Origin of the sequence: Sphingomonas sp. NPDC092440, assembly GCF_044754985.1 — a bacterium.
Classification (GTDB): domain Bacteria; phylum Pseudomonadota; class Alphaproteobacteria; order Sphingomonadales; family Sphingomonadaceae; genus Sphingomonas.
Genome location: NZ_JBIVQA010000001.1, coordinates 373,095 through 393,786, shown reverse-complemented (window position 1 = coordinate 393,786; position 20,692 = coordinate 373,095). Strand labels below are relative to the sequence as shown.

Annotated in this window: 12 protein-coding genes and 1 tRNA gene; 5 read left to right on the top strand and 8 right to left on the bottom strand. The window is 68.7% G+C overall.

Annotated elements, in window-relative coordinates; translation table 11 throughout:
• Positions 1-13: 13 nt before the first annotated feature.
• Both ACIQCS_RS02020 and ACIQCS_RS02015 read left to right on the top strand, forming a co-directional pair.
• Positions 14-601 carry a DUF4142 domain-containing protein gene (locus ACIQCS_RS02020; RefSeq protein WP_345850718.1) on the top strand — a complete coding sequence of 196 codons (588 nt, stop codon included), beginning with the start codon at positions 14-16 and terminating at the stop codon, positions 599-601.
• 324 nt (positions 602-925) lie between these two features.
• Positions 926-4,048, top strand: coding sequence for a TonB-dependent receptor (locus tag ACIQCS_RS02015; RefSeq protein WP_345850717.1), 3,123 nt, complete (start codon positions 926-928; stop codon positions 4,046-4,048).
• A 108-nt stretch (positions 4,049-4,156) separates the two neighbouring features.
• Here ACIQCS_RS02015 and ACIQCS_RS02010 read toward each other — a convergent pair whose 3' ends face one another.
• The 6 genes from ACIQCS_RS02010 to ACIQCS_RS01985 form a co-directional block, all read right to left on the bottom strand.
• Complete coding sequence (locus ACIQCS_RS02010; RefSeq protein WP_345850716.1) at positions 4,157-5,467, bottom strand: M20/M25/M40 family metallo-hydrolase; 1,311 nt, start codon at positions 5,465-5,467, stop codon at positions 4,157-4,159.
• 14 nt (positions 5,468-5,481) lie between these two features.
• Positions 5,482-6,495 carry a FecR domain-containing protein gene (locus tag ACIQCS_RS02005; RefSeq protein ID WP_345850715.1) on the bottom strand — a complete coding sequence of 338 codons (1,014 nt, stop codon included), beginning with the start codon at positions 6,493-6,495 and terminating at the stop codon, positions 5,482-5,484.
• Positions 6,492-7,004: an RNA polymerase sigma factor gene (locus tag ACIQCS_RS02000; protein WP_345850714.1), complete on the bottom strand. Its 513-nt coding sequence runs from the start codon at positions 7,002-7,004 to the stop codon at positions 6,492-6,494. Before ACIQCS_RS02000 ends, ACIQCS_RS02005 begins: the two co-directional genes overlap by 4 nt.
• 321 nt (positions 7,005-7,325) lie before the next feature.
• On the bottom strand, positions 7,326-7,727 hold the full coding sequence (locus tag ACIQCS_RS01995) for a DoxX family protein (RefSeq protein WP_345850713.1): 402 nt from the start codon (positions 7,725-7,727) through the stop codon (positions 7,326-7,328).
• Between the two features lie 145 nt (positions 7,728-7,872).
• On the bottom strand, positions 7,873-15,513 hold the full coding sequence (locus tag ACIQCS_RS01990; RefSeq protein WP_345850712.1) for a hypothetical protein: 7,641 nt from the start codon (positions 15,511-15,513) through the stop codon (positions 7,873-7,875).
• 138 nt (positions 15,514-15,651) lie between these two features.
• Entirely contained in the window at positions 15,652-16,827 is a 1,176-nt protein-coding gene (locus tag ACIQCS_RS01985) for a nucleotide disphospho-sugar-binding domain-containing protein (protein ID WP_345850711.1), read from the bottom strand.
• Between the two features lie 184 nt (positions 16,828-17,011).
• Here ACIQCS_RS01985 and ACIQCS_RS01980 point away from each other — a divergent pair, with 184 nt between their 5' ends.
• Positions 17,012-17,662, top strand: coding sequence for a TetR/AcrR family transcriptional regulator (locus tag ACIQCS_RS01980; RefSeq protein ID WP_345850710.1), 651 nt, complete (start codon positions 17,012-17,014; stop codon positions 17,660-17,662).
• Positions 17,663-17,780: 118 nt separating this feature from the next.
• On the opposite strand, the gene ACIQCS_RS01975 is transcribed toward ACIQCS_RS01980, so the two are convergent.
• Both ACIQCS_RS01975 and ACIQCS_RS01970 read right to left on the bottom strand, forming a co-directional pair.
• A tRNA-Ala gene (locus ACIQCS_RS01975) sits at positions 17,781-17,856 on the bottom strand.
• An 82-nt stretch (positions 17,857-17,938) separates the two neighbouring features.
• Positions 17,939-18,256, bottom strand: coding sequence for a TIGR02300 family protein (locus ACIQCS_RS01970; protein WP_280281437.1), 318 nt, complete (start codon positions 18,254-18,256; stop codon positions 17,939-17,941).
• Positions 18,257-18,357: 101 nt separating this feature from the next.
• On the opposite strand from ACIQCS_RS01970, the gene aroA reads away from it, so the two are divergent.
• The gene (gene aroA, locus ACIQCS_RS01965; RefSeq protein ID WP_345850709.1) at positions 18,358-19,695 is read left to right on the top strand and encodes a 3-phosphoshikimate 1-carboxyvinyltransferase; all 1,338 of its coding nucleotides are present in this window, start codon (positions 18,358-18,360) and stop codon (positions 19,693-19,695) included.
• Entirely contained in the window at positions 19,692-20,675 is a 984-nt protein-coding gene (locus ACIQCS_RS01960; protein ID WP_345850708.1) for a proline iminopeptidase-family hydrolase, read from the top strand. The genes aroA and ACIQCS_RS01960 overlap by 4 nt, the downstream gene beginning before the upstream one ends.
• Positions 20,676-20,692: the final 17 nt, after the last annotated feature.

Genomic DNA, 20,692 nt, shown 5'->3' with positions numbered 1-20,692 from the left:
ACAGGAGGTAAGGATGCAGGTTCTTCGCTGGATGATGCTGGGGGCCGCCGGGCTCGCACTCGCAGGCTGTGGTTCGAAGACCGAAACCACCAAGACCGACACGACCACCGTCACCACCAACACCGATGGTTCGATGATGTCGAACGGGATGGACATGGCGCCCGCCGCCGCGTCCGCCGGCCAGGCCTTTGCGAACGCCGCCGCGGCGAGCGACGCGTTCGAGATCGAGACATCGAAGCTCGCCCAGGGCCAGTCGCAATCCGCGGCGATCAAGAAATTCGCCGATGCGATGATCAAGGCGCACACCGAATCGACTGCCAAGCTCAAGACGGCGGCGAGCGCGGCCATGCCCGCCATCACCCCCGATCCGGCGCTGACCGCAGCCCAGCAGCAGGTGCTGGATGCGCTCAAGCCGCTCAAGGGCGCGGAGTTCGACAAGGCCTATGCCGCTGCCCAGGTCGACGCGCATCGGAAAACGCTCGATGCGGTAAAGGCGACTGTCGGCAACAAGGACGTGCCGCAGCAGCTGCGCGATTTCGCGACCAAGCTGATCCCGACCGTCACTGCGCATCTCAACATGGCCAAGGGCCTCAAGGCCTAGGTTGAGAACCTAAGCAAGTATTTGATTTTCCACCGTCACCTCGGCCTTGCGCCGGGATCCCGCTTCTTCTTGCGCTGGCGAGACAGCGGGGCCCGGCGCTAGGCCGGGGTGACGAAGGAGGGGGTATGAGTCCTAACCCAGGGCCAATGCCCTCACCCAGGCCCCACCCATCCCGCGCCGGCCCCATGTTACATTTTTTCGGCGGGATCGGCCCCTCCCTGCGTCTCACGGAATGACACCGCAATCAGCGCGGCAGGGAGGGACAATATGCGAAACCGGGGGGTGTTCTCGATCCATGGCTCTTGCTCCGCGATGGCGGCGGCCTTGTGTTTATCCGTCGCTCCGGCCGCGGCGGCGCAGCAGGCCCGCAGCTTCAACATTGCCGCCGGAGACCTGGGCAGCGCGCTGAACGCCTTTGCCCGGCAGGCGAACCAGGAGATCATCTTCTCCAGCGCGATGGTGGCGGGCAAGCGGACCAGGGGCATTCATGGCAGCCTGGCGCCGCGCGACGCACTGCGTGCCCTGCTCGAGGGGACCGGCCTGAGCGTCGAGGGCGGAAGCGTCCTCACCTTGCGCAGGATCGCGCGGCCCGAGGAAGCACGCCGCCAGACGGCGAGCTTCGAAACCCCGCCCGCCCCGGCGCGCGGCCAGGACCGTGCCGCCGACCAGACGCCGTCCGCCCAGCAGGAAGCAGCTTCGGAAGGCGCCGAGCTGATCGTCACCGGCTCGCGCATCGTCCGCAACGGCAATGACGCCCCGACGCCGACCACGGTGCTGAGCGCCGAGGACATCTCGGAACGCAACCCGACCAACATCGCCGACTATGTCAGCCAGCTTCCCGCGATGGGAACCGGCAACACGCCGCGCACGACCACCCTGTTCGCCAATGCCACCGGCGGCGCGAACCAGCTGAGCGCCCGCGACCTGGGCGTCACCCGCACGCTGACCCTGCTCGACGGCCGCCGCGTCGTCGGCTCCGGCATGTCTCCCGCGGTGGACATCAACATGCTGCCGCAGAACCTGGTGCAGCGCGTCGACGTGGTGACCGGCGGCGCTTCGGCCGCCTATGGCTCCGACGCGGTGGCGGGCGTGGTGAACTTCATCCTCGACACGAAGTTCACCGGGCTGAAGGGCGGCTTCAACTTCAGCCAGACCGACTATGCCGACGGTCGGGTCGTGACCGGTGACCTCGCCTGGGGTGCCAGGTTCGCGGGCGGGCGCGGCCATGTCCTGCTGAGCGGCAATTATTACAAGGGCGACCGGATCGACTTCTACCACCATGTCCGCGACTGGTATCAGCCGGGCCTGCGCCTGATGAACAATCCGGCATGGACGGCGACCAATGGCGAACCCGGCCAGATCGTGCGCACCGATGCCGGCTATAACAGCACGCCGGGCGGCGTGATCGCCACGGGCCCGCTGAAGGGCATGTCCTTCGGCCCGGGCGGCACGGTCGGCACCTTCGTGTTCGGGCCGATCCAGCAGGGCCAGGTCCAGGCCGGGGGCACGGTGGAATCCATGCCCATCCGCGGCGCGCTGATGCCCGACGACAAGCATTGGAGCCTCTACGGCCGCCTCAGCTACGAACTCACCGACGCCATCAACGCGATCGTCGAGGCAAGCTATGCCGGCAACGACACGATCAACTGGTCGGCCGTCTACAACCGCCAGGGGACCACGGCGATCACCGTCGCGCGGGACAATCCCTTCATCCCCCTGGCGACGCGGCAGGCGATGGACTCGGCGCAGGTCACGTCGTTCCAGATGAACCGCCTGTTCTACGACATGATCAACACGCCGGGCTCGCATATCGGCGAGGCGGGCTATAATCGCCGCCAGGATCGCGTCCTGCTCGCGCTGGAGGGCAGCTTCCTGACCAGCGGCAAGTGGCGCGCCTATTACCAGCGCGGCCACAGCAAGGTGTGGTACACTCGCGACAACAACATCATCCTCAGCCGGTTCAACCAGGCGATCGATGTGATCGCCAATCCGGCCGCGGGCGGCGTGGCCGGAGTGGCGGCGGGCACGCCGATCTGCCGCTCGACGCTCGCCAATCCCGGCAATGGCTGCGTGCCGATGAACCTGTTCGGCGAGGGATCGCTCGGCGCCGCCTCGATCGCCTGGGTAACCGGTTATGCCGACGGGCTGCGGACCCGCCAGGACCTGGACTTCTATCAGGACGTCTGGTCGATCGACGCGCAATATAATCCGTTCTCGACCTGGGCGGGGCCGGTCTCGATCGCGGCGGGCTTCGAATATCGCAAGGAGTCCTTCGTCTCGACGGCCGACAGCTATTCGCTCCAGTCGCTGTGGAACGTCGGCAACTTCAAGGGCGGCAGCAACGGCTATAATGTGAAGGAGTTCTTCGGCGAGGTCCTGGTGCCGCTGCTGAAGGATTCGGCCATCGCGAAGAGCCTGGAGCTGAACGGCGCGATCCGGCGGACCGACTATTCGACGAGCGGCCCGGTGACGACCTGGAAGGCGGGGCTGAGCTGGGAAGTCGTCGACGGCCTGCGGCTGCGCGGCACCCGCTCGCGCGACATCCGAGCGCCGAACCTCAACGACCTGTTCGCACCCGCCAGCCAGTTCGTGAACGCCTATCTGGACCGGACCCAGCCGGGCAGCCCCCAGGTGCCGAACACCACGCTGAGCGGCGGCAATCCCAACCTGACGCCGGAAATCGCCGACACCTGGACCGCCGGCGGCGTCTACACGCCGCACTGGCTGCGCGGCTTCAGCTTCTCGGTCGACTGGTACAAGATCGACATCAAGAACGCGATCACCGCGGTCGGCGCCCAGCAGATCATCGACATGTGCTACGGCTTCAACCGTCCGGTGAACCCGGCGGCCTGCGGCTCGATCGTGCTGGCGCCGGGCGCGACCAACCTGGTGAACGCCACCATCTATACCAGCGGCATCAACGCGCAGAACGTCGCGGTGGAGGGCATCGACTATGAGGCGAGCTATCGTGCCAACCTCAGCGACATCTCCGCGAAGCTGCCGGGATCGATCAACCTGCGGCTGCTGGTCTCGCAGCGGCTGAAGGACGAGACCAACCTGCCCGGCGATGCCGCGCCGCCCATATTGGGCACGTTCAGCAGCCTGAAATGGCGCGGCCTGATGACCGCCACCTATGCCGTCGGCCCGAGCCGCACCACTTTGACGACGCGCTATCTGGGGCCCGGCCGGATCACCAACCAGCCGGAGGCGAGCCGGACGGGCATTCCCGACGCGCTGAACCATGTCGATCCGGTCTGGTATTTCGAGCTTGCCCAGAATGTCGACATCAAGCTCGGCAGCCGCAAGGTCACCCTGTTCGGCGTGGTGGAGAATCTGTTCGACCGCGCGCCCGAACCGATCCCCAGCAGCGGCACTTCGTTCGGCACCTCGGCGCCCTATGACATGATCGGCCGCAGCTATCGCATGGGCTTCCGGTTCAAGTTCTGAAGTACCCGCCGCCATCCCGGTTCGAGCCGGGATGGCGGTTTCCTGAGCGCGATAAATAACCCGTGCGGACCTGTCCGCACGGGTTCCCGATTTCGGCGGAAGCTTCCCTCAGCGCGGCGCGCGACGAGGGGCGCGGCCGCCAAAGGTGACGAGGCTCTCCGCGCCGTCCGCCGACAGGGCGGAGACGCCGATGAACACATCGTCCACGATCACGTCCTTCAGCACCGTCTCGCCAGCCGAGGCGGGCACGTCGCGCTGCTCGGTCCAGTCCTGCTTGTCGTTGCGCCGCCAGCGGACGCGATAGCCGGCCGCATCGGGCACCGGGGCCCAGGTCACGGTGGTGTTCATCCCGAGCGCGCCGTTAAGGCTGACCTGCGCGGGCGCCGCCGGCGCCGCGGCGAGCCGCGCGATCGTCGCGGCGTTGATCGCCGTCACCTTGGCGAGATAGGGGAAGTCCATCTTGTCGACGGTGTCGCCATATTCGATGCCGCCCTCGGTGCGCAGATCCTGGTGCTGCTGGTTGTAATTCTCGATGCCCACCGAGAAGCGCACCGCCGGATAGCCCAGCTTGAGGAACGGCTCATGGTCGCCGCCGCGGCCGAACCGGTCGTTGCGGCGATCGACGAACACGTCGAGCCCGCCCGGTATCCCCTGCGCGACCTGGTCGATCGCCTTGGCCAGGGCGCGGCTGGGGCCGTCGTCCTCGCCGCCATTGACGCGGCGCGCCATCTGCCCGGCCAGGTCCTCCGACGCGCGAATCCCCTCGGAAAAGACCCGCACCCGGTCCGCCACCCGCGTGCCGTTCTGGCCCATGGTATTGCCGACGATGTCGTTGTTGAGCACCGCCGTGACGTTCCAGCCCCGCTCCTTCGCGGTCTCCGCGAGCAGCGTGCCGCCCAGCAGCCCCTGCTCCTCGCCCGAGAGCGCGGCATAGACGATCGTCGCCTTGAACTTCTTCCGCGAAAGCAGCCGTGCCGTCTCGAGCACCAGCGCCACGCCGGACGCGTCGTCATTGGCGCCCGGGGCGTCGCGCGTGATGTCCATCACGTCGCTGACGCGGCTGTCGATATGGCCCTGCACGATCACCACGCGGCTGGGATCGCTGCCCGGCTGGACGGCGAGGACGTCGACGACGTTGACGCCGGCCGGCGCGCGCTCGTTGGTGAACACCCGCTCGATCGTGGAGACCTGGATGCAGCCGCCGCAGCGGGCGGCGGTCTTCTTCATCTCCTCGCCGAACCAGCGGCGGGCGGCGCCGATCCCGCGCTTGGGATCGTCGGGCGAGGACAAGGTGTGCCGCGTGCCGAAGCTCACCAGCTTCTCGACATCGGCCTTGAGCCGGGCCGGATCGGGCTTGTCCTGCGCGGCCGCAGTGGCCGGCAGCAGGATGGCGGCGAGAGCGAGAGACGAGTAGCGCATGGTTTCCCCCTTGATCATTCGGCCATCGGTCCAGGCCGTTTCGAGACGTATATTCGACCCTCGCCGTCGTGGCGCACCTCGACGGGAAGCGTCACTTGCAGCGCCTCGAGGAAGCCGGCCTGGTTGCTCGTCCGGAACATGCCGTTGATCCGCAGGTCCGCCACCGTGGGATCGACGACGATCTTCCGGCTCGAATATTCGTTCATTTCCTCGACCGCGCTGGCGAGCGGCTCGTTCTCGAAGAAGACCTGCCCCTCCGCCCAGCTCATCGCGCGCTCGGTGTCGACGGTGCGCAGCTTGGGGAGCGCGTCCCCGGCAGCCGCCACCAGCTGCTGCCTGGGCTGCAATATCTGCTGGGTGGAGCCGCGGCGGAACTGCACCGGCCGGACCGCGACGCTGCCCTCGGCCAGGGTCACCCGCAACTCGCCCTTCGAGAGATCGACGTCGAACACGGTGCCGAGCGCGGTGATCGTCCGCTCCCCCGCCTTAACGACGAAGGGCCGCCGCGGGTCCTTGGCGACCTGGAACAAAGCCCGCCCGGCCAGCAGCGTGACGTCGCGCCGCGACGCGCCGAGCAGCACCGAAAGCCGCGTGCCCGAATCCAGCGTCACCACCGAACCGTCTGCGAGCGTCACCTTGGTCCGCTCGTTCGGCGAGGTCACATAGACCGAACCGCCCTGGAGCTGCGCCACGATCTCCGCGCCGCGCTCGGTCTGGGCGCCGATGGCCACCATCACCACCAGGAAGACCGCGGCCGCTACCGCAAGGATCGATGCAAGGCGGCGGCGCCGGATCGCGTCGACGCCGTTGCGCGCCTCGTCCCGCAGCGCGCTGAGCTCGGGCAGCCGCGCATGGGTCCGCAGCTCGGCGAGCGCCACCTGCAACCGTTCATGCGTGATCCGGTGCAGCGGATCCTCCTGCAGCCATGCCTGAAAGGCCTGGCGGTCGCTGGACGTCGCCGTGGCGCCGCGCAGGCGCGCGTCCCAGGTCGCCGCCGCTTCCTCCACCTTGTCGAGGGAGGTGCTCATCGGGCTTTCCGGAGGCGGTGGAGCAGGTGCCCGTTCGCCCTGGCCATGTGCTTCTCGACGGTGCTGAGCGACAGGCCCGTGCGGCGCGCGATCTCCACCTGCGCAACGCCGTCGAAATGATATTGGCTGAACACCACGCGCACGATTTCGGGCAGCTCGTACAGGGCGGCGATCATGATCTGCAGCGCCTCGCGGCTCTGCAGGATGCGTTCGGGAGAGAAGCCTGCCTCGTCCTCGACGTCGAAGCCCTCGGGCGCCGGGCTCATGATGCTGCGCACGCTCGCGCGGCGCGCCCTGTCGCGCAGGACGTTGGCGGCGACCTGGAAGACATAGCCCTGGACATTGGCGATGGCGGCGAGATCCTGGGCCGCCAGCCGGCTGAAAACGTCCTGCACCAGATCGTCGGCATCCTCGAAATGCTCGACCCTGCGCTGGAAGAAGCGCAGCAGCGGCACCCGATATTGCGCGACGACTTCATCCAGCCCCGGGTGCCTGGCGGCATCTGGCATGCAAGATCCTCCCGACCCCTAAGACGCAAGCCCTTGCCCATCCCGTAAAGGAAAAGTCGAGCCGCCCGGCTTTGTCGCACCATTTCGGGGGCTTCGGCGCAAGGGCCGGGAAAGGATGGTCGAGAGATGCGATCGTTGGGAGGCGAATCCGCAGGGATCCGGCGGGAAGCCGATCGCCCGCTAGGTTGAGGCCGTATCTTCTGCTTTCGTCGCCCCAGCCTTGAGCCGGAGTCCTGCTACCCTACGGAGGGAGAAAGAAGCGGGATCCCGGCTCAAGGCCGGAATGACGTCTGAAATCAAATACTTGTTTGGGCCCTCAGCCTAGGAAGCGGCGCCGGGTATCTCCGTCGCCGCCTCGCGCATCAGCCAGCCCACCCATAGCAGCACGCCGAGCAGGCCGCAGATCAGCACCGGCACGGAAAACGCTTCCCCGATGCGCGCATGGCTGGCGATCGCGCCGCCGAGAAAGGCCGTCAGCAAGGCGCAGCCCATCGCCGCGAACCTGCGGGTAAGGAACCCGCAAACGCCGAGGATTAGGATGCCCGCCAGATAGGGAAGCTGCCCTGGCGGATAGCCGATATGCTCCTGGGGGGCGGCCAGCACGCCCGGTGCCAGCAGCATGACCAGCGCATCGGCCAGCAGCAGCGCGCTGGCCAGGATCGAGCATATCCAGCCGATGCGCGGCCGGGCGGAGGCGAGAAACGGCCTGGAGAGGATAGGCACCGGGCAAATGTCCCTTCTGAAATCGGAAACGGGAGAAGGCTTTGATGGGCTCGAACGCCGGGTCGAAGACCCGGACGGATATCCGGTTGCCATCGTCATCCCCGCCCCCTGGCCGGGATGACGATGGAAGGACAAGCCGGCGCGATCAGAACGCGATCGAGAGGCCGGCATTCACGCTGTGCCGGGTGACATCTCCGAACTTGTTGCCGACGCCCGAACCATATTCGCCCGAGTAGCTCAGGTTCAGCCGGACGCCCTTCGACACGGGCGCGGCCACGCCCAGCGCGAGATGCGCCATGGTATCGCCGCGCTCGGCCGCCAGCGCCGACATCAGGCCGCCCGCGTTCGCCGCGGCATAGGAGGCGCTGGCCCGGCCGTTGTCGCCGCTGAACTGGTGGCGGATGCCCGCCTCGGCCCAGGGGGTGATTCCGCCGAGGTCGAAGCTGACTCCCAGCGCGGCATCGCCGAACAGCGCGTTGCCGGTGTTCCGGGCCACTTCCAGCGCGAAGCCCGAACCGCCCTCGGTCAGGTGGTTGCGACCGCCCTCGACATAGGTGAGGCCGACGCGCGGCGTGATGCGGGCCGAGCCCAGCGCCACCTGATAGCCCGCCGACACATCGGCGACGAAGCCGCCCAGGCCGTAGCGCGAAGTGGCGGTCGCGCCCGGCACGGCGCGACGGGTCTTGGCCCGCGACAGGTCATAGGCGACCAGGCCGCGCAGCGCGAGGCCGCCGAGCTCGGCACTGGCCGAGACGCCGACCTGCATGCCCTCCAGCCTGGTGGTGGCGCCCAGGCCCTCCACCGTCTGGCTGGTCGAGAGCGTGCCGGCAAAGGCATTCACCCGGGCCGTTTCCGAGAAGCCCCAGCCGAACCCGCCGAGCAGGCCGCGGCTGTCGCTGCGCAGGTCGTGCGCGCCGGTGCCGGCATTCCCCTGGAGCGCGCCCTCCTGATACAGGCCCTGGGCGAAGCCGTAGAAGCCGACATGGCCCTTCCCGCCATTCTCCAGCGTGCGCATCGCATCGACCACGGCCAGGCCGTTCTCGATGCTCGCCTGGTCCGCCGCCGCATAGGCTTCGGCGCTGAGCTGGGCGAAGCCGGCGGCACGCGAGGCGCCGTTGGTTTCGACCAGCGCCGGCAGGGCGGTGGTGAAGGCCTGCACCATCTGGCCGCCGCCCAGCACCGCATTGGCGTAGCGGATCGAATCGCGCACATTGGCGCCGAAGGCGGCGTCATTTTGGAATTCGCCGACCAGCTGGATACGGTTCCCCCGCGTCGCGACGAAGCCGAACACCGTTTCCGACTTGTTGATCGTGGTGAAGCCGCCGGTGATGCCGCCCTGTGCCACGACGAGATCGAGCGCGCCGCCCGGCGTGGACTGGAGAATGCCCGTGATGTCCAGCGTGGCGCCCGGCTGGATGTTCATCGTGCCCGAGATGTTCAGGCGGTCGCTGCCGGTCGGCGCCATTTCGAGCAGCAGGTTCGAGCCGTTGGTGAACAGCACGTTGCCGTTGACCGTCATGGTCCCCGGCGAAGCGCCCGGCGACAGCGTCCCGCGCACTTCGATGTTGGCGTTCACCGTGCCCGCGGTGCCGAAGGTCGCGCCGTGGCTGACCACGATGGTCTTGGCCGAGGTGATGGTGGTGCCGGCCTGGCCGATCAGGCGGCCGCCGGTGACCGAGACGGTGTCGTAGCTGATGTTCCCCGTCAGCGACACCACGCCGCCGGCAACGTTGAACGCCTCGAATTCGGTGAAGCCCTGGCCGTTCCACGCGGTCGGCGCGGCATAGGTGCCCTGGGTGTTGAACTCGAGCGTGTCATAGCCCGTGCCGCCGCTGGCGGTGCCGGTGATCGCGTTGGCGCGGCCGAGCGTCAGGCGGTCGTCGCCCGCGCCCAGCGCGACATTGCCCGCCAGCGTGCCCTGCACGTTGAGGTTGTTGGCCCCGTCATTGCCCGTGAGCGCCGGCGTGGTGAGCGTGGAGCCCGCCGCGACCGTCAGCCTGGCGCCGAACAGGTCGACCGTGTCGAACTGCGCGTCGCGATCGACGATCAGCTCGCCGGCGTCGCCCGATTCGAGCTGCTCGAAGCCGGTGGCGTTGACGCTGCTCAGCTGGCGGACGGTATTGACGGCCTGATTGAGCACCAGGCGATCGATGCCGTCGCCGCCGTCGATCGCGCCGCTCAGGGTCGCGCGGCTGGAAAGCGTGAGGACATTGTTCGCTACGCCGAAGCTGATCTGCTCCGCGGAGATCGCGCTGCCCGCGGCGATGGTCAGATCGCCCTGCTCCACCGAGATGGTCTGGTAGCTGCCATTGCCGCTGATCGCGAGGTTGCCGGCACCCCGCGCCAGGATGTCCTCGAAATTGAGGATCCTGGCGGTGGCGAGCGTCGCGGTCTGATCGGCGAGCGTGTTGAACACGAGCGCGTCATGCCCGGCACCGCCATTGACCGTGCCGAGGATCGAGCCGCCATCGACGATCAGCTGGTTGTCATGCTCGTCGAAGTTGAGCGTCTGGTCGGCCGCGATGGTGCCGCCCAGCGTGAGCGACGCGCCGCCGGCCACATTGATCGTCTCGAAGCTGGTGATCCCGCCGGCGATCCGCGAATCGCCCGTCAGGTTGAGGTTGAGCACGTCGTTCCCCGCGCCCCCGTCGAGCATGCCAGAGAGCGTGCCGTTCAGGATCATGGTGAGCGTATCGTCGCCGCCGCCCAGCGATACGCCGCCGGTGAGCGCGGTATTGAGGATCACCGATTGCGCGCTGTCGTCGCCGATGATGTTGCCGATGTGATGATCGCCCATGCCCGGATTGACCGTCAGGTCGGCGCCGTTGCGCAGCGTCACCGTGTCGAAGTCCTGGTTCATGCCGATCGTCAGCCGGGCATTGCCCGAGACGTCGAGCGATTCGAAGTTGACGACGTTGGGCAGGTCGCTGGTGTCCTGCGTGATCTCGAAGGCCACCGTGTCGATGCCCTCGCCCCCGTCGATCAGGCCGGTGACGGTGCCGCCGGCAAGCACGAGGCGATCATTGCCCGCGCCCAGGTCGATATTGCCCTCGACCACGCCGCCGGCGTTGAGCGTCACGGTATCGTTGCCGCCGCCCATGGCGAGGCCGCCGCCGATCGCGCCCGAGACGGTGACCGATTCCGCCGCGTCCGAGCCGGCCAGCGCAGTCGCGCCCTGGGTCTGGAAGCGCGTGCCGGCCGCCACCGTCACGTTCGAACCCGCCATGTTCAGCGTGTCGAGATCGGCGGTGCCGCGGATCGTGATCGAGCCGGTGCCGCGCTGGCCCAGCGTCTCGAAGCCGCGGAACTGATCGAAATTGACCGTGCCGCCGCCGGTCACGTCGACGAGCAGCGTGTCGGTGCCCTCGCCGCCATAGGCCGTGCCGGTGAAGATGCCCGCGGCGGCATAGACGAAAGTGTCGTTGCCGTCGCCGAGGCGCAGGTCGCCCTGGAGCGTGCCGTAATTCTCGAAGACGTCGTCGCCGGCGCCCAGGTCGACATTGCCGATGATCGTGCCGCCGGCGAGGTTGCGGATCTTGTCGGTGGTATTGATCGTCTGGATGCCGCCGGCGATCACATAGGTCTGGGTCGTGTCGTCACCCGGGGCATGGAGATCCATTCCGCCCGCGTCGAAGTTGCTGTCGCCCTGCAGGACCGTGTCCGCCCCGCCGCGGATCATGCCGAGATTGTCGAGCTCGAACAGCCGCAGCGCCGCATCGACGCCGGTGCTGCCATAGCCCTCGTCGTCGAGGCCCGTGACCATCAGCGCCGTCGACACGCCGCCGGTGGCCTCGATCGTCCCGCCTGCCGCATTCGTCATGCCGACGATGCCATGGTCGCCGAGCAGGGCCGCGAAGACCCCGGTGGCGATGGCCGCCGACGAACCGCTGCTGCTGCCGCCGCCATTGGCCGCGATCCGGCCGCTATTGACCAGCTTGCCGACCAGCACCGGCTGCTGCTCGTCGGGGCAATCCTCGCCGAACGCGCCGCCGAGCGCAGTGAGCAGCAGGCCGGTGCCGCCCCGGCCGGTGGACTCGATCGTGCCGCCATTGGTCACATCGAACGCCTGGCCCAAGACCTGCGCCCCGGCGCTTTGAAGGTTCGCCGCGCTGATCGTGCCGGTGTTGGCGAGCTTGACCAGCCCCCCTTCGCCAAGGAGCCGCATGCCATTGCCGCCATCGGCCGACGCCGTGATCTGGCCGCTGTTCGTCACATCGATGCTGCGGCCGTTCGCGTCGCTGCCATAGCTTTCGACCTGGGCGCCGTCTCCCTCGGTCGAGGTAATCCTGCCGCTGTTGTTGAGGGTGAAGGCACCGATGCCATAGTCGCGATAGACCCTCAGGCCGTTCTGCCGCGCGGTGATCGTGCCGGTGTTGGTGAAGCTCGACAGCGTGGCGGTGGCATAGACTCCCCGAACCGCGCTGGTGATCGTGCCGTTGTTCACCAGGTCGAGCTGGGCGTCGTAGCGCGGATCGGTGACTTCGATCGCGGCGTTCAGCGTGTCGTCGGCGATGTCGAAATTGGCGTTGTTGATCACCTTGCCGTCGCCCAGCGCGCGCAGGCCCCTGGTCTGCGTCGCCGCGGAAGTGATCGTCACTTCGGTCTGCGCGCCGCTCGCCTCGACGCCGTGCAGCTCGAAGTCCGTGGGGATCACGTTGGTGGCGAGATCGAAGGTCCCGCTGCTGGTGAAGGACCGGCCATAGGCGTCGATGCCCGCCCCGCCGGTCACGGTGCCGCTCACGTCGAGCGCCGCGCCGTTGCGGGTGAGCACCGTGTCGTCGCCATTGCCCATGTCGAGATTGCCGGTGACCTTGCCGCCGGTCGCGAGGTAGAGATCATTGCCGTTGCCGAGCAGCACATGGCCGGTGATGGTGCCGGCATTCTCGACAATGTCATCGGCATTGCCGCCGACGATCGCGGCGCCCGGGGTGCCGGCGGCATTGTCCGTCTTGTGGCCCTGGATCAGGCCGGCCGCATAGTTGACGATGCGATTGACGCCGTAGCCCGTGGTCTCGATCGCATTGCCATGGGCGCTGGTGATGTCGCCGCTGTTATGGACCACCGAATTCTCCATCCGGATGCCGGTGCCCTGCATGGTGACCCGGCCGACGCCCAGATTGCCGCGGTCGTTGGTGAACATGCCGTTGCGGAGGTCCACGCCGAGCCCGAAATTGCCCGCCGAGGCGTCCTTCGAATCTTCCCAGATCGAGGCGCGGTTCATGATCGTGCTGCCATCGGCCTCGAGCAGCACGCCATAGGCGCTGCCCAGCTTGCGCAGGTTGGTGCTCGCCGAGATCAACACTTCGGTGCCGGCCCCGGTCTTGAGCGCGGTGCCGCCGGTGATGCCGATATAGCCGCTCTGCGCGAACAGCTCGACGCGGCGGGCATAGGTCGCGTCGACCGCGATGCCCGCGGTGCCGCCGTTGACGGCGCCGGCAATCACCAGGTCGAGCCCCTGCCCGCCCTCACCGAACACGCTGCTCGTCGAGTCCTTCTCGACGATGATCGACGGACGATCATAGCCGCCATTGTTGAAGCCCATGTCGAGCACGACGCGACCGTCACCGGCCACGCGCAGCAGGCCGCTATAGCTGTAATGGCCGCCGGTGCCGTCGGCCGGTCCTTTCAGCGTCAGCACCGTGCCGGCCCCCGCCGCCTCGTAGATCGTGCCGCCGGAGAAGCCGGTGGCCTTGCCCTGGAGCACCGAGAAGGTCTGCGTCTCGCCGGCACGGGCCTGCAGCACGTTGGCGCCGGCGCCCATGTCGAGCGTTCCGGTCACCAGCCCGCCGGTATCGACGCTGCCGTTCTGGCCAAGCCGCTTCAGGTCGACGACCAGCTTGTCGTCGCCGGCTCCGGTCGAGACATTGCCCTGCACCGAACTGCCCTCGGCCAGCCACACCATGTCCTTGCCCGAGCCGCTCAGCACGACGTCGCCCACGATCACGCCCTTGTTCGCGACCTGCGCGCCGGAGGGAGCCTCGGTGTACAGCTCGACGGCGGCGCCCGTGCCCGCGCGGATCTCGCCTTCGTTGATCAGCCGGGGCGAGTTGTAATATTGCGTGCCATAGGCGGAAACCGCGGCGTGCCCGCCGGTCCCGACGATCGAGCCGCGGTTCGTCAGGCTCGAGTCATAATAGAGGACCACCGCCCGATCGCCGCGGATCACGCCGCCGGTGTCGTTCAGGAAATTGCCGTACAGGCTGTCCAGGCTCACGGCGGCGCTGTTCTCGGACGTGTTCGAGATCGTGCCGCTGTTATAGCCCGAACCGGCCACGCTCACCGCAGTCGACACCGATCCCTCGGCATGGATCGATCCGCGATTGGTGAAGCCATATGCGTTCTCGGCGGACCCGCCGCCTCTCGTGCGGATGCCGGAGAACGCCTCTCCGGAGAGATTGATCGTCGCGCCCGTGTCGTTGACGAAGCTGGTGCGGTAGTCATTGGCGTCGATCAGCGCGGTCGGGGCGTCGTTCTCGGGGGTCGATATGCCGGTGAAGTTCAGCGTGCCGCGATTGACGAAGGTCAGCGGCGCCCCGTTGTTGAAGTCGTTGTACGCCGTGATGGTGAGGCCGGCGTCCGATCCGGTATAGGTGAGGTTGGCCAGGTTGGTGACGGTTCCGGGGCCGGACACGTCGAGGGCGCCGGTCAGGTTCTCGGCCGCGATGGTCACGTCGAGGTTGCAGCCGCACAGGTCGAGCCCATAGCGCTCGAAGCCCGTCGGCAGCTGGCCGAAGGCGATCGTCCCCGAGCCGGTCATGCGGATGCCATAGGTGTCGATGCCCGCGCCGCCGTCGAGCGTGCCGCCGGGCATGCCGGCAAGGCCGGTCCCATTGCCCTCGCGCCAGAACTGGTCGTCGCCGTCGCCCAGCACGATGTTCCCCGTCACGCTGCCGCCGATACGCTGGTAGAAGCGATCGCCATATTGGCCGAGCGCGAGGCTGCCGCCGATCTGGCCGGCATTCTCAATCTCCGCTCGCCCGGTGACTCGAATGGCTGTGTCGCCGGCGCTGCGGATCACACCCCCGGCCTTGTTCTGGAGCTCGAGGTACAGGGCCGAGATCGCCGGCGCGGCGCCGCGCGCCTCGATCAGGCCATGATTGCGGATATCGCCCTGGTCGACGGCGATGGCCGCTTCGGCGGCCGAGTTGTTCGCGATGGTGCCGCGATTCTCGATATCGAGATATTGGGCACGGATCGCCGAAACATCGCCGCCCTCGATCGTGCCGGCATTCGCGCCCTGGGCCTCATGGACGTCGACGCCGCCTTCGATGCGGCCGGTGCCACGGTTGCGCAGCTCCAGCGCGGCCGAACGGGCGCGCACGGCCGGGCCGTCGGTACCGCGCACCAGGCCGCTATTGTCGAGCGTGATGAAACCGCCGGCATCGTCGCCCTGGCGCAAGGCGTTGCTGCCCGAAAGCGTGCCCGACCTGCCGATCTTCACGTCGAGATTCGCCGTGTCGGCGAGCAGGACCGCGGGGCCCTGGGAGAAGACCCCGCCATCGACGATCAGCTTGCCGCCGACGTCGAAGCGCAGCGCCGGACCTTCGATCGCCTGGCTGCCGACGGTCGCGCCGGGCCGCACGGTGACCGTGCCCTCGGCCACGGCCATGACGAAAGGCGCCGACGTGCCCGTGCAGACGACCTGCGCGCCTTCGCCCGCGCATTGCGCGCGCGCCGCCGTCGAGGAAAGGGCGATGGCCAGCGTCGCCGCGCTCACGAACAGCGCCGCACGGCCCTTGGCGCGAGGAAGAATCGAAATACGGGTCGGGAACGCGGTACGCGCCATGATGCTGCTCCAATGCCGGAAGTGCCGGCCCGGATGTGCGCGCCAGCGTGAACAGCAAGGGCAGATGCCGATGTTCGAAAAGGAGTGCCAACCCTTTAATTGCACAGCGGAATGCAACTTCACGCCACTGTGCAGTTTTCAGCCGGGTATTCCCGCCAGGATGTTCTGGACCAGCAGCCCGGTCATCGCGCTCGCCGAATGATTGCCATGGCGCGCCGACACTTGGGCGGCCTGCTGGCGCATGCGATCGTCGCCGGCGGCGCGGCGCAGCGCCTCCCGCACGACATCGGCGCCGGCGGACACGGCCTGGGACCGCGCGACGCCGGCGAGGCGCAGCCGATAGGTGAGCAGCAGCGATTCCAGCGTATCGGGCAGGAGCAGCTGCGGCACGCCCGCGGCGAGCATGCTCGCCGACGCGCCATAGCCGCCGCGGCCGACATAGAGCGCCGCCCCCGGCCCCGCCGCGGCGAGATCGATGGGCGCGGCGCTGTACCGGATATTGGGCGGCAATGCCCCGCCGGGCGGGCTCGCCGAATGCCAGAGCACCGGCCAGCCCAATCCGCCGAGCGCCTGCGCCACCACCGCGCTGCCGCCCCGGTCGAACGGCAGGTAGACGAGCGTGCGCGGCCCCTTCCCCCCGGGCCATTCGGGATGGGCGTCCGCTGCGATGCCGATCAGGGGGCCGTAATAGAGGCTCGCCCTGTCGGGCCCATGATGGTCGAGCTCGGCCCAGGCGAGCGAATGGAGCGGCGCCCCCGCGAGCAGCTCGCCGAGCCCGGCGAGCGCGGGCGCGCCGAAATGGCGGCAAATCTCCCGTACCGCCTGGTCCGCGGGTTGCCGTGCCGCGGCCAGTTCGGCGGCGGCGTGCCCGGCCCAGGGCTGCAGGCTCGCGCCCGCGTCGCGCGCGCGGGGCGCCACGAAGGTCGGGCCGAGCCTGTGCGCGGGAAGCCCGGCGACATGCGCCGCCAGCAGGGACATGGGGGCATGCTCCACCAGCAGCGCGCCCGGCTCCAGGCGCTCGAGGACATCCAGCCATTGCCGGACCAGGGGGATCGCGCCGGCCGCATCGGTCAGCCCGCCCGCCGCGAGCACCTGGCCATAGGTCAGCGTCTCCCGCCGGGGCACCGGGCCGGCGAAGCGCGGGCTCTGCACCACCAGATCGAAGGCGTCGCGCTCGAGCCGAAGCGCGGTCTGCGGGGTACGCGCCGCCAATGCCAGATGATGCCCGCCTGCGCGCAACGCGCGGCAGACGGGCGCGAGGGTGGCGACATGGCCATATCCCAGCCCGAGTTCCCAGGTGGCGAGCAACCGCATGCAATCTCCCGGGGCGGACCGGAGCAATCCCGCACCCTAGCCGCGACCGGGCGCCGGCGCACAGCCGCCTTTCTTCCCACCGGCGTGCAATCCCGTCGCGAGGCGGACGGCTTCCGTCGCAGCCGATGCGGCATGGCCGGCCCCGATTGCGCATGGGCGCGGCCAGCATTGAAAGGGGGCAGCCATGTTCATTGTCGGGGACATCCGTCCGGAGACTTCCGCGCCCCGCAGCCGGCGCGACAATCGCGCCGCGATCCTGCACGCCGGCCGCGCGCTGTTCGCGCGCCACGGCGTTGCCGGCGTCACCTTCGAGCATATCGCGCGCGAGGCGCAGCTGACGCGCCGGACGATCTACAACCACTTCGCCAATGTGGACGATCTGTTCCTGGGCGTGGTCCAGCAGACGCTGCGGCAGCTGAAGGCGCAGATGCCCGCCGCGCCGCCCGCCGAGCAGCAACTGCACGCCGGGCTGACCCGGTTCATGCGGGACTTGTTCGGGCTGTTCGCCGGCCCCTGCTTCTCCGATCTCCATCTGGCGCTGGTCCGCCACGGCAATGATCGCCCGGACCTTCGCAGCGCCTTTGCGCGCGAGCTCCTCGATCCGCTGAACGCCAGCCTGGCCAGCTATCTCGGCGCGCGGCGCGCCCGCGATTTCCACCGGGATCCGCAACGCAGCGCCCGCGAAATCGTCGCGATCATGCTCGGTCTCGCCGAGACGTCGCGCCTGCTCGGCCGCACCGACGAGGAGGCGATCCGCCAAGCGCTCCCGCTGATCGCTGCCCTGGCCGAGGCGCTCGCCCGGACGCAGCAGAATCAGCTCTGCCGGGTGGCCTGAGCCGCCACCCGGCGCCGGCGCGGCGGCAAGGCCCGCGAATCGCTCCCGCACGTCACCGGCAGGGGTATCCCGAAACGAAAAGAGCCCGCATTTCTGCGGGCTCTTTTCATCGGGGGAATGGTGGAGCCGAGGGGGATCGAACCCCTGACCTTCGCAATGCCATTGCGACGCTCTCCCAGCTGAGCTACGGCCCCAAACCCCGGGAAGACGGGCCCTCTAGAAGGGCTCCGCGGGTCTGGCAAGGACCTTTTTTCGGTCCCTGCCGATTTCCCCGAATTATTGCTCTTCGTCGTCGCCGCCGGTCTCGACGCCCAGGTCGTCGTCGCCGCCCAGATCGACGTCGTCGTCCGCCGAGGGCTCCTCGTCGTCGTCGCCGATGTCCAGATCCTCGTCACCCAGATCGGAATCCTCCGCCTCGGGCTTCTCGGTCTTCACTGCCTCGAAGGGCAGCGGCTGCTTGGACTTCAGGATCGGCTCCGGATCCCAGGAGAACCCGCAGCTGATGCAGGTCACCGGCTCGTCCTTGGTCAGATCGTAGAAGCGCGTTCCGCACTTCGGGCACGCGCGCTTCGTGCCCCATTCGGGCTTCACCATGTGTTGCCTCTTCGCCTTTCAAATCTTGGATTTCGGGAACAGGTCCCGGAAAGTGGGAGGCGCCTTGCCATGCCGCAAGGGCGCTGTCAAAGCCGCGCGTCATGTCCGCCTCTCCTCCCCGCCCGCTCAGCGTCTCCGCCCGCGGTCCCCTCAAGGGCCGCGTCACTGTCCCCGGCGACAAGTCGATCAGCCATCGCTCGCTGATGTTCTCGGCGCTCGCCGTCGGCGAAAGCCGGATCGAGGGGCTGCTCGAGGGCGAGGACGTGCTCGCCACCGCTGCCGCCATGCGCGCGATGGGCGCGACGATCACGCGCGGCGACGATGGCGCATGGACCGTCAGCGGCGTCGGCGTCGGCGGGTTGCTCCAGCCCGAGACCGCGCTCGACATGGGCAATTCGGGCACCTCGACCCGGCTGCTGATGGGCCTGGTCGCCAGCCATCCGATCACGGTGACCTTCACCGGCGACGCCTCGCTTTCCAGCCGCCCGATGGGCCGCGCGATCGAGCCGCTCGGCCAGATGGGCGCGGAGATCACCGCCAGCCCGGGCGCCAACGGGACTCGGACGCTGCCGCTGATGCTGAGGGGGATCAGCCCCGCCGTGCCGATCACCTACACGCTGCCGGTGGCCTCGGCGCAGGTGAAGTCGGCGGTGCTGCTCGCCGGGCTCAACACGCCGGGCATCACCCGGGTGATCGAGCCGGTGCCGACTCGCGACCATAGCGAGCGCATGCTGCGCGGCTTCGGCGCCGAGCTGACCGTGGAGGACGGCCCCGAGGGCAAGATCATCTCGATCCGCGGCGAGGCGGAACTGAAGCCCCAGCACATCGTCGTGCCCGGCGACCCCTCCTCGGCCGGCTTCTGGATGGTCGCCGCGTCGATCGTGCCGGGATCGGACGTCACCATCGCCAATGTCTGCATGAACCCGACCCGCACCGGCCTGATCCAGGCATTGCGGATGATGGGGGCATCGATCGAGGCGCTGGACCCGCGCGAGGTGGGCGGCGAGCCGGTCGCCGATCTGCGCGTGCGCCATGCCCCGCTGAAGGCAATCGAAGTGCCGCCCGAGCTCGCGCCCAGCATGATCGACGAATATCCGGTCCTGTTCGTCGCTGCCGCGGTCGCCGAAGGGCGGACGGTCGCGCGCGGCGCGCACGAGCTGCGCGTCAAGGAATCGGACCGGATCGCGACGATGCGCGCGGCGCTCGAAGCCAATGGCGTCGTCCTCGAGGAATTCGACGACGGCCTTGCCATCACCGGCACGGGCGGCGCGCCGATCCCGGGCGGCGGCAACGCCGTCTCCAGGCTCGATCACCGCATCGCGATGAGCATGACCGTCGCCGGCCTTGCCGCCGCCGCGCCCATCGCGATCGACGACATCGCGCCGGTGCAGACCAGCTATCCCGCCTTTTTCGACGTGTTGGACAGCCTCGTCGCATGAGGCTCGGCCGTCGCGCCTTTCTGGGCGGGATGGCCGCCGGCACCCTGGCCCTCCCCGCCTGGGCCGGGCCGCGCGACAAGATCCTGTTCAAGCCCGACCGGGAGCTGATGGTCCCGGTCGAGGGCGGCAGCGTCTATGTGCGGGTGAACGGCGACCTCAAGGGCCCGCGCCCGCCGCTGATCTATGCGCATGGCGGCCCCGGCGGCGATCATTCGGGGCTGCTCCCCCTCACCGCCCTGGCGAGCGAGCGCGCGGTGATCCTGTGGGACCAGCTCGACAGCGGCCGCTCGGACGCGCCGCTCGATCCGAAGAACTGGCGGGTATCGCGCTTCGTCGACGAGATCGACCGGATTCGCGACGCGCTCGGCATCACGCGCTGGCACGTCGGCGGCGGCAGCTGGGGCGGCACGCTGGCGATCGAATATGGCGCGCGCCGGCGGCCGGGCACGGCGAGCCTGATCGTCCAGTCGCCGCTGATATCCACCAGGAGCTGGATCGCCGACGCCAATCTCCTGCGCTCCCGGATGCCCGCCGAGACGCGCGCCACGCTGGAGAAGTGCGACACCGCCGCGCCGCCGCCGGCCCAGGCCTGCGAGGCGGCGACCTGGGACTTCTACCGCCGCCACGTCATCCGCTCGCAGCGCGCCGACGGCATCGCCGCCTATCGCGCCCGGGCGCCGCGCGATGCCGGCGACACGCTCTACCAGCGCATGTGGGGCAAGGCCGAGTTCGTTTCGACCGGCACGCTCCGCGACTATGACGGCGAGCCCCTGCTCGCGAAGCTCGACGGCCCGCGCACCTTGTTCGTCTGCGGCGAATATGACGAGGCGCGGCCGGAGACGGTGGCGAAGTTCGCTGCGCGCGTGCCCGGCGCGACATTCAGGGAAGTGATGGGATCGGCGCACTCGATCCTGTCCGATCGGCCCGAAGCCTATCTCGCCCTGCTGCGCGCGTGGATGGCACGCCACGACGCCGCCTGAACGCGGATTTGCATCCG

What these genes read in the sequence shown, in the direction of transcription:
- ACIQCS_RS01985 (WP_345850711.1), bottom strand. Translation starts at nt 16,827, where the DNA reads ATGCGGTTGCTCGCCACCTGGGAACTCGGGCTGGGATATGGCCATGTC.
- ACIQCS_RS02000 (WP_345850714.1), bottom strand. Translation starts at nt 7,004, where the DNA reads ATGCCAGATGCCGCCAGGCACCCGGGGCTGGATGAAGTCGTCGCGCAA.
- ACIQCS_RS02010 (WP_345850716.1), bottom strand. Translation starts at nt 5,467, where the DNA reads ATGCGCTACTCGTCTCTCGCTCTCGCCGCCATCCTGCTGCCGGCCACT.
- ACIQCS_RS01960 (WP_345850708.1), top strand. Translation starts at nt 19,692, where the DNA reads ATGAGGCTCGGCCGTCGCGCCTTTCTGGGCGGGATGGCCGCCGGCACC.
- ACIQCS_RS02005 (WP_345850715.1), bottom strand. Translation starts at nt 6,495, where the DNA reads ATGAGCACCTCCCTCGACAAGGTGGAGGAAGCGGCGGCGACCTGGGAC.
- ACIQCS_RS01970 (WP_280281437.1), bottom strand. Translation starts at nt 18,256, where the DNA reads ATGGTGAAGCCCGAATGGGGCACGAAGCGCGCGTGCCCGAAGTGCGGA.
- ACIQCS_RS01980 (WP_345850710.1), top strand. Translation starts at nt 17,012, where the DNA reads ATGTTCATTGTCGGGGACATCCGTCCGGAGACTTCCGCGCCCCGCAGC.
- ACIQCS_RS01990 (WP_345850712.1), bottom strand. Translation starts at nt 15,513, where the DNA reads ATGGCGCGTACCGCGTTCCCGACCCGTATTTCGATTCTTCCTCGCGCC.
- ACIQCS_RS02020 (WP_345850718.1), top strand. Translation starts at nt 14, where the DNA reads ATGCAGGTTCTTCGCTGGATGATGCTGGGGGCCGCCGGGCTCGCACTC.
- aroA (WP_345850709.1), top strand. Translation starts at nt 18,358, where the DNA reads ATGTCCGCCTCTCCTCCCCGCCCGCTCAGCGTCTCCGCCCGCGGTCCC.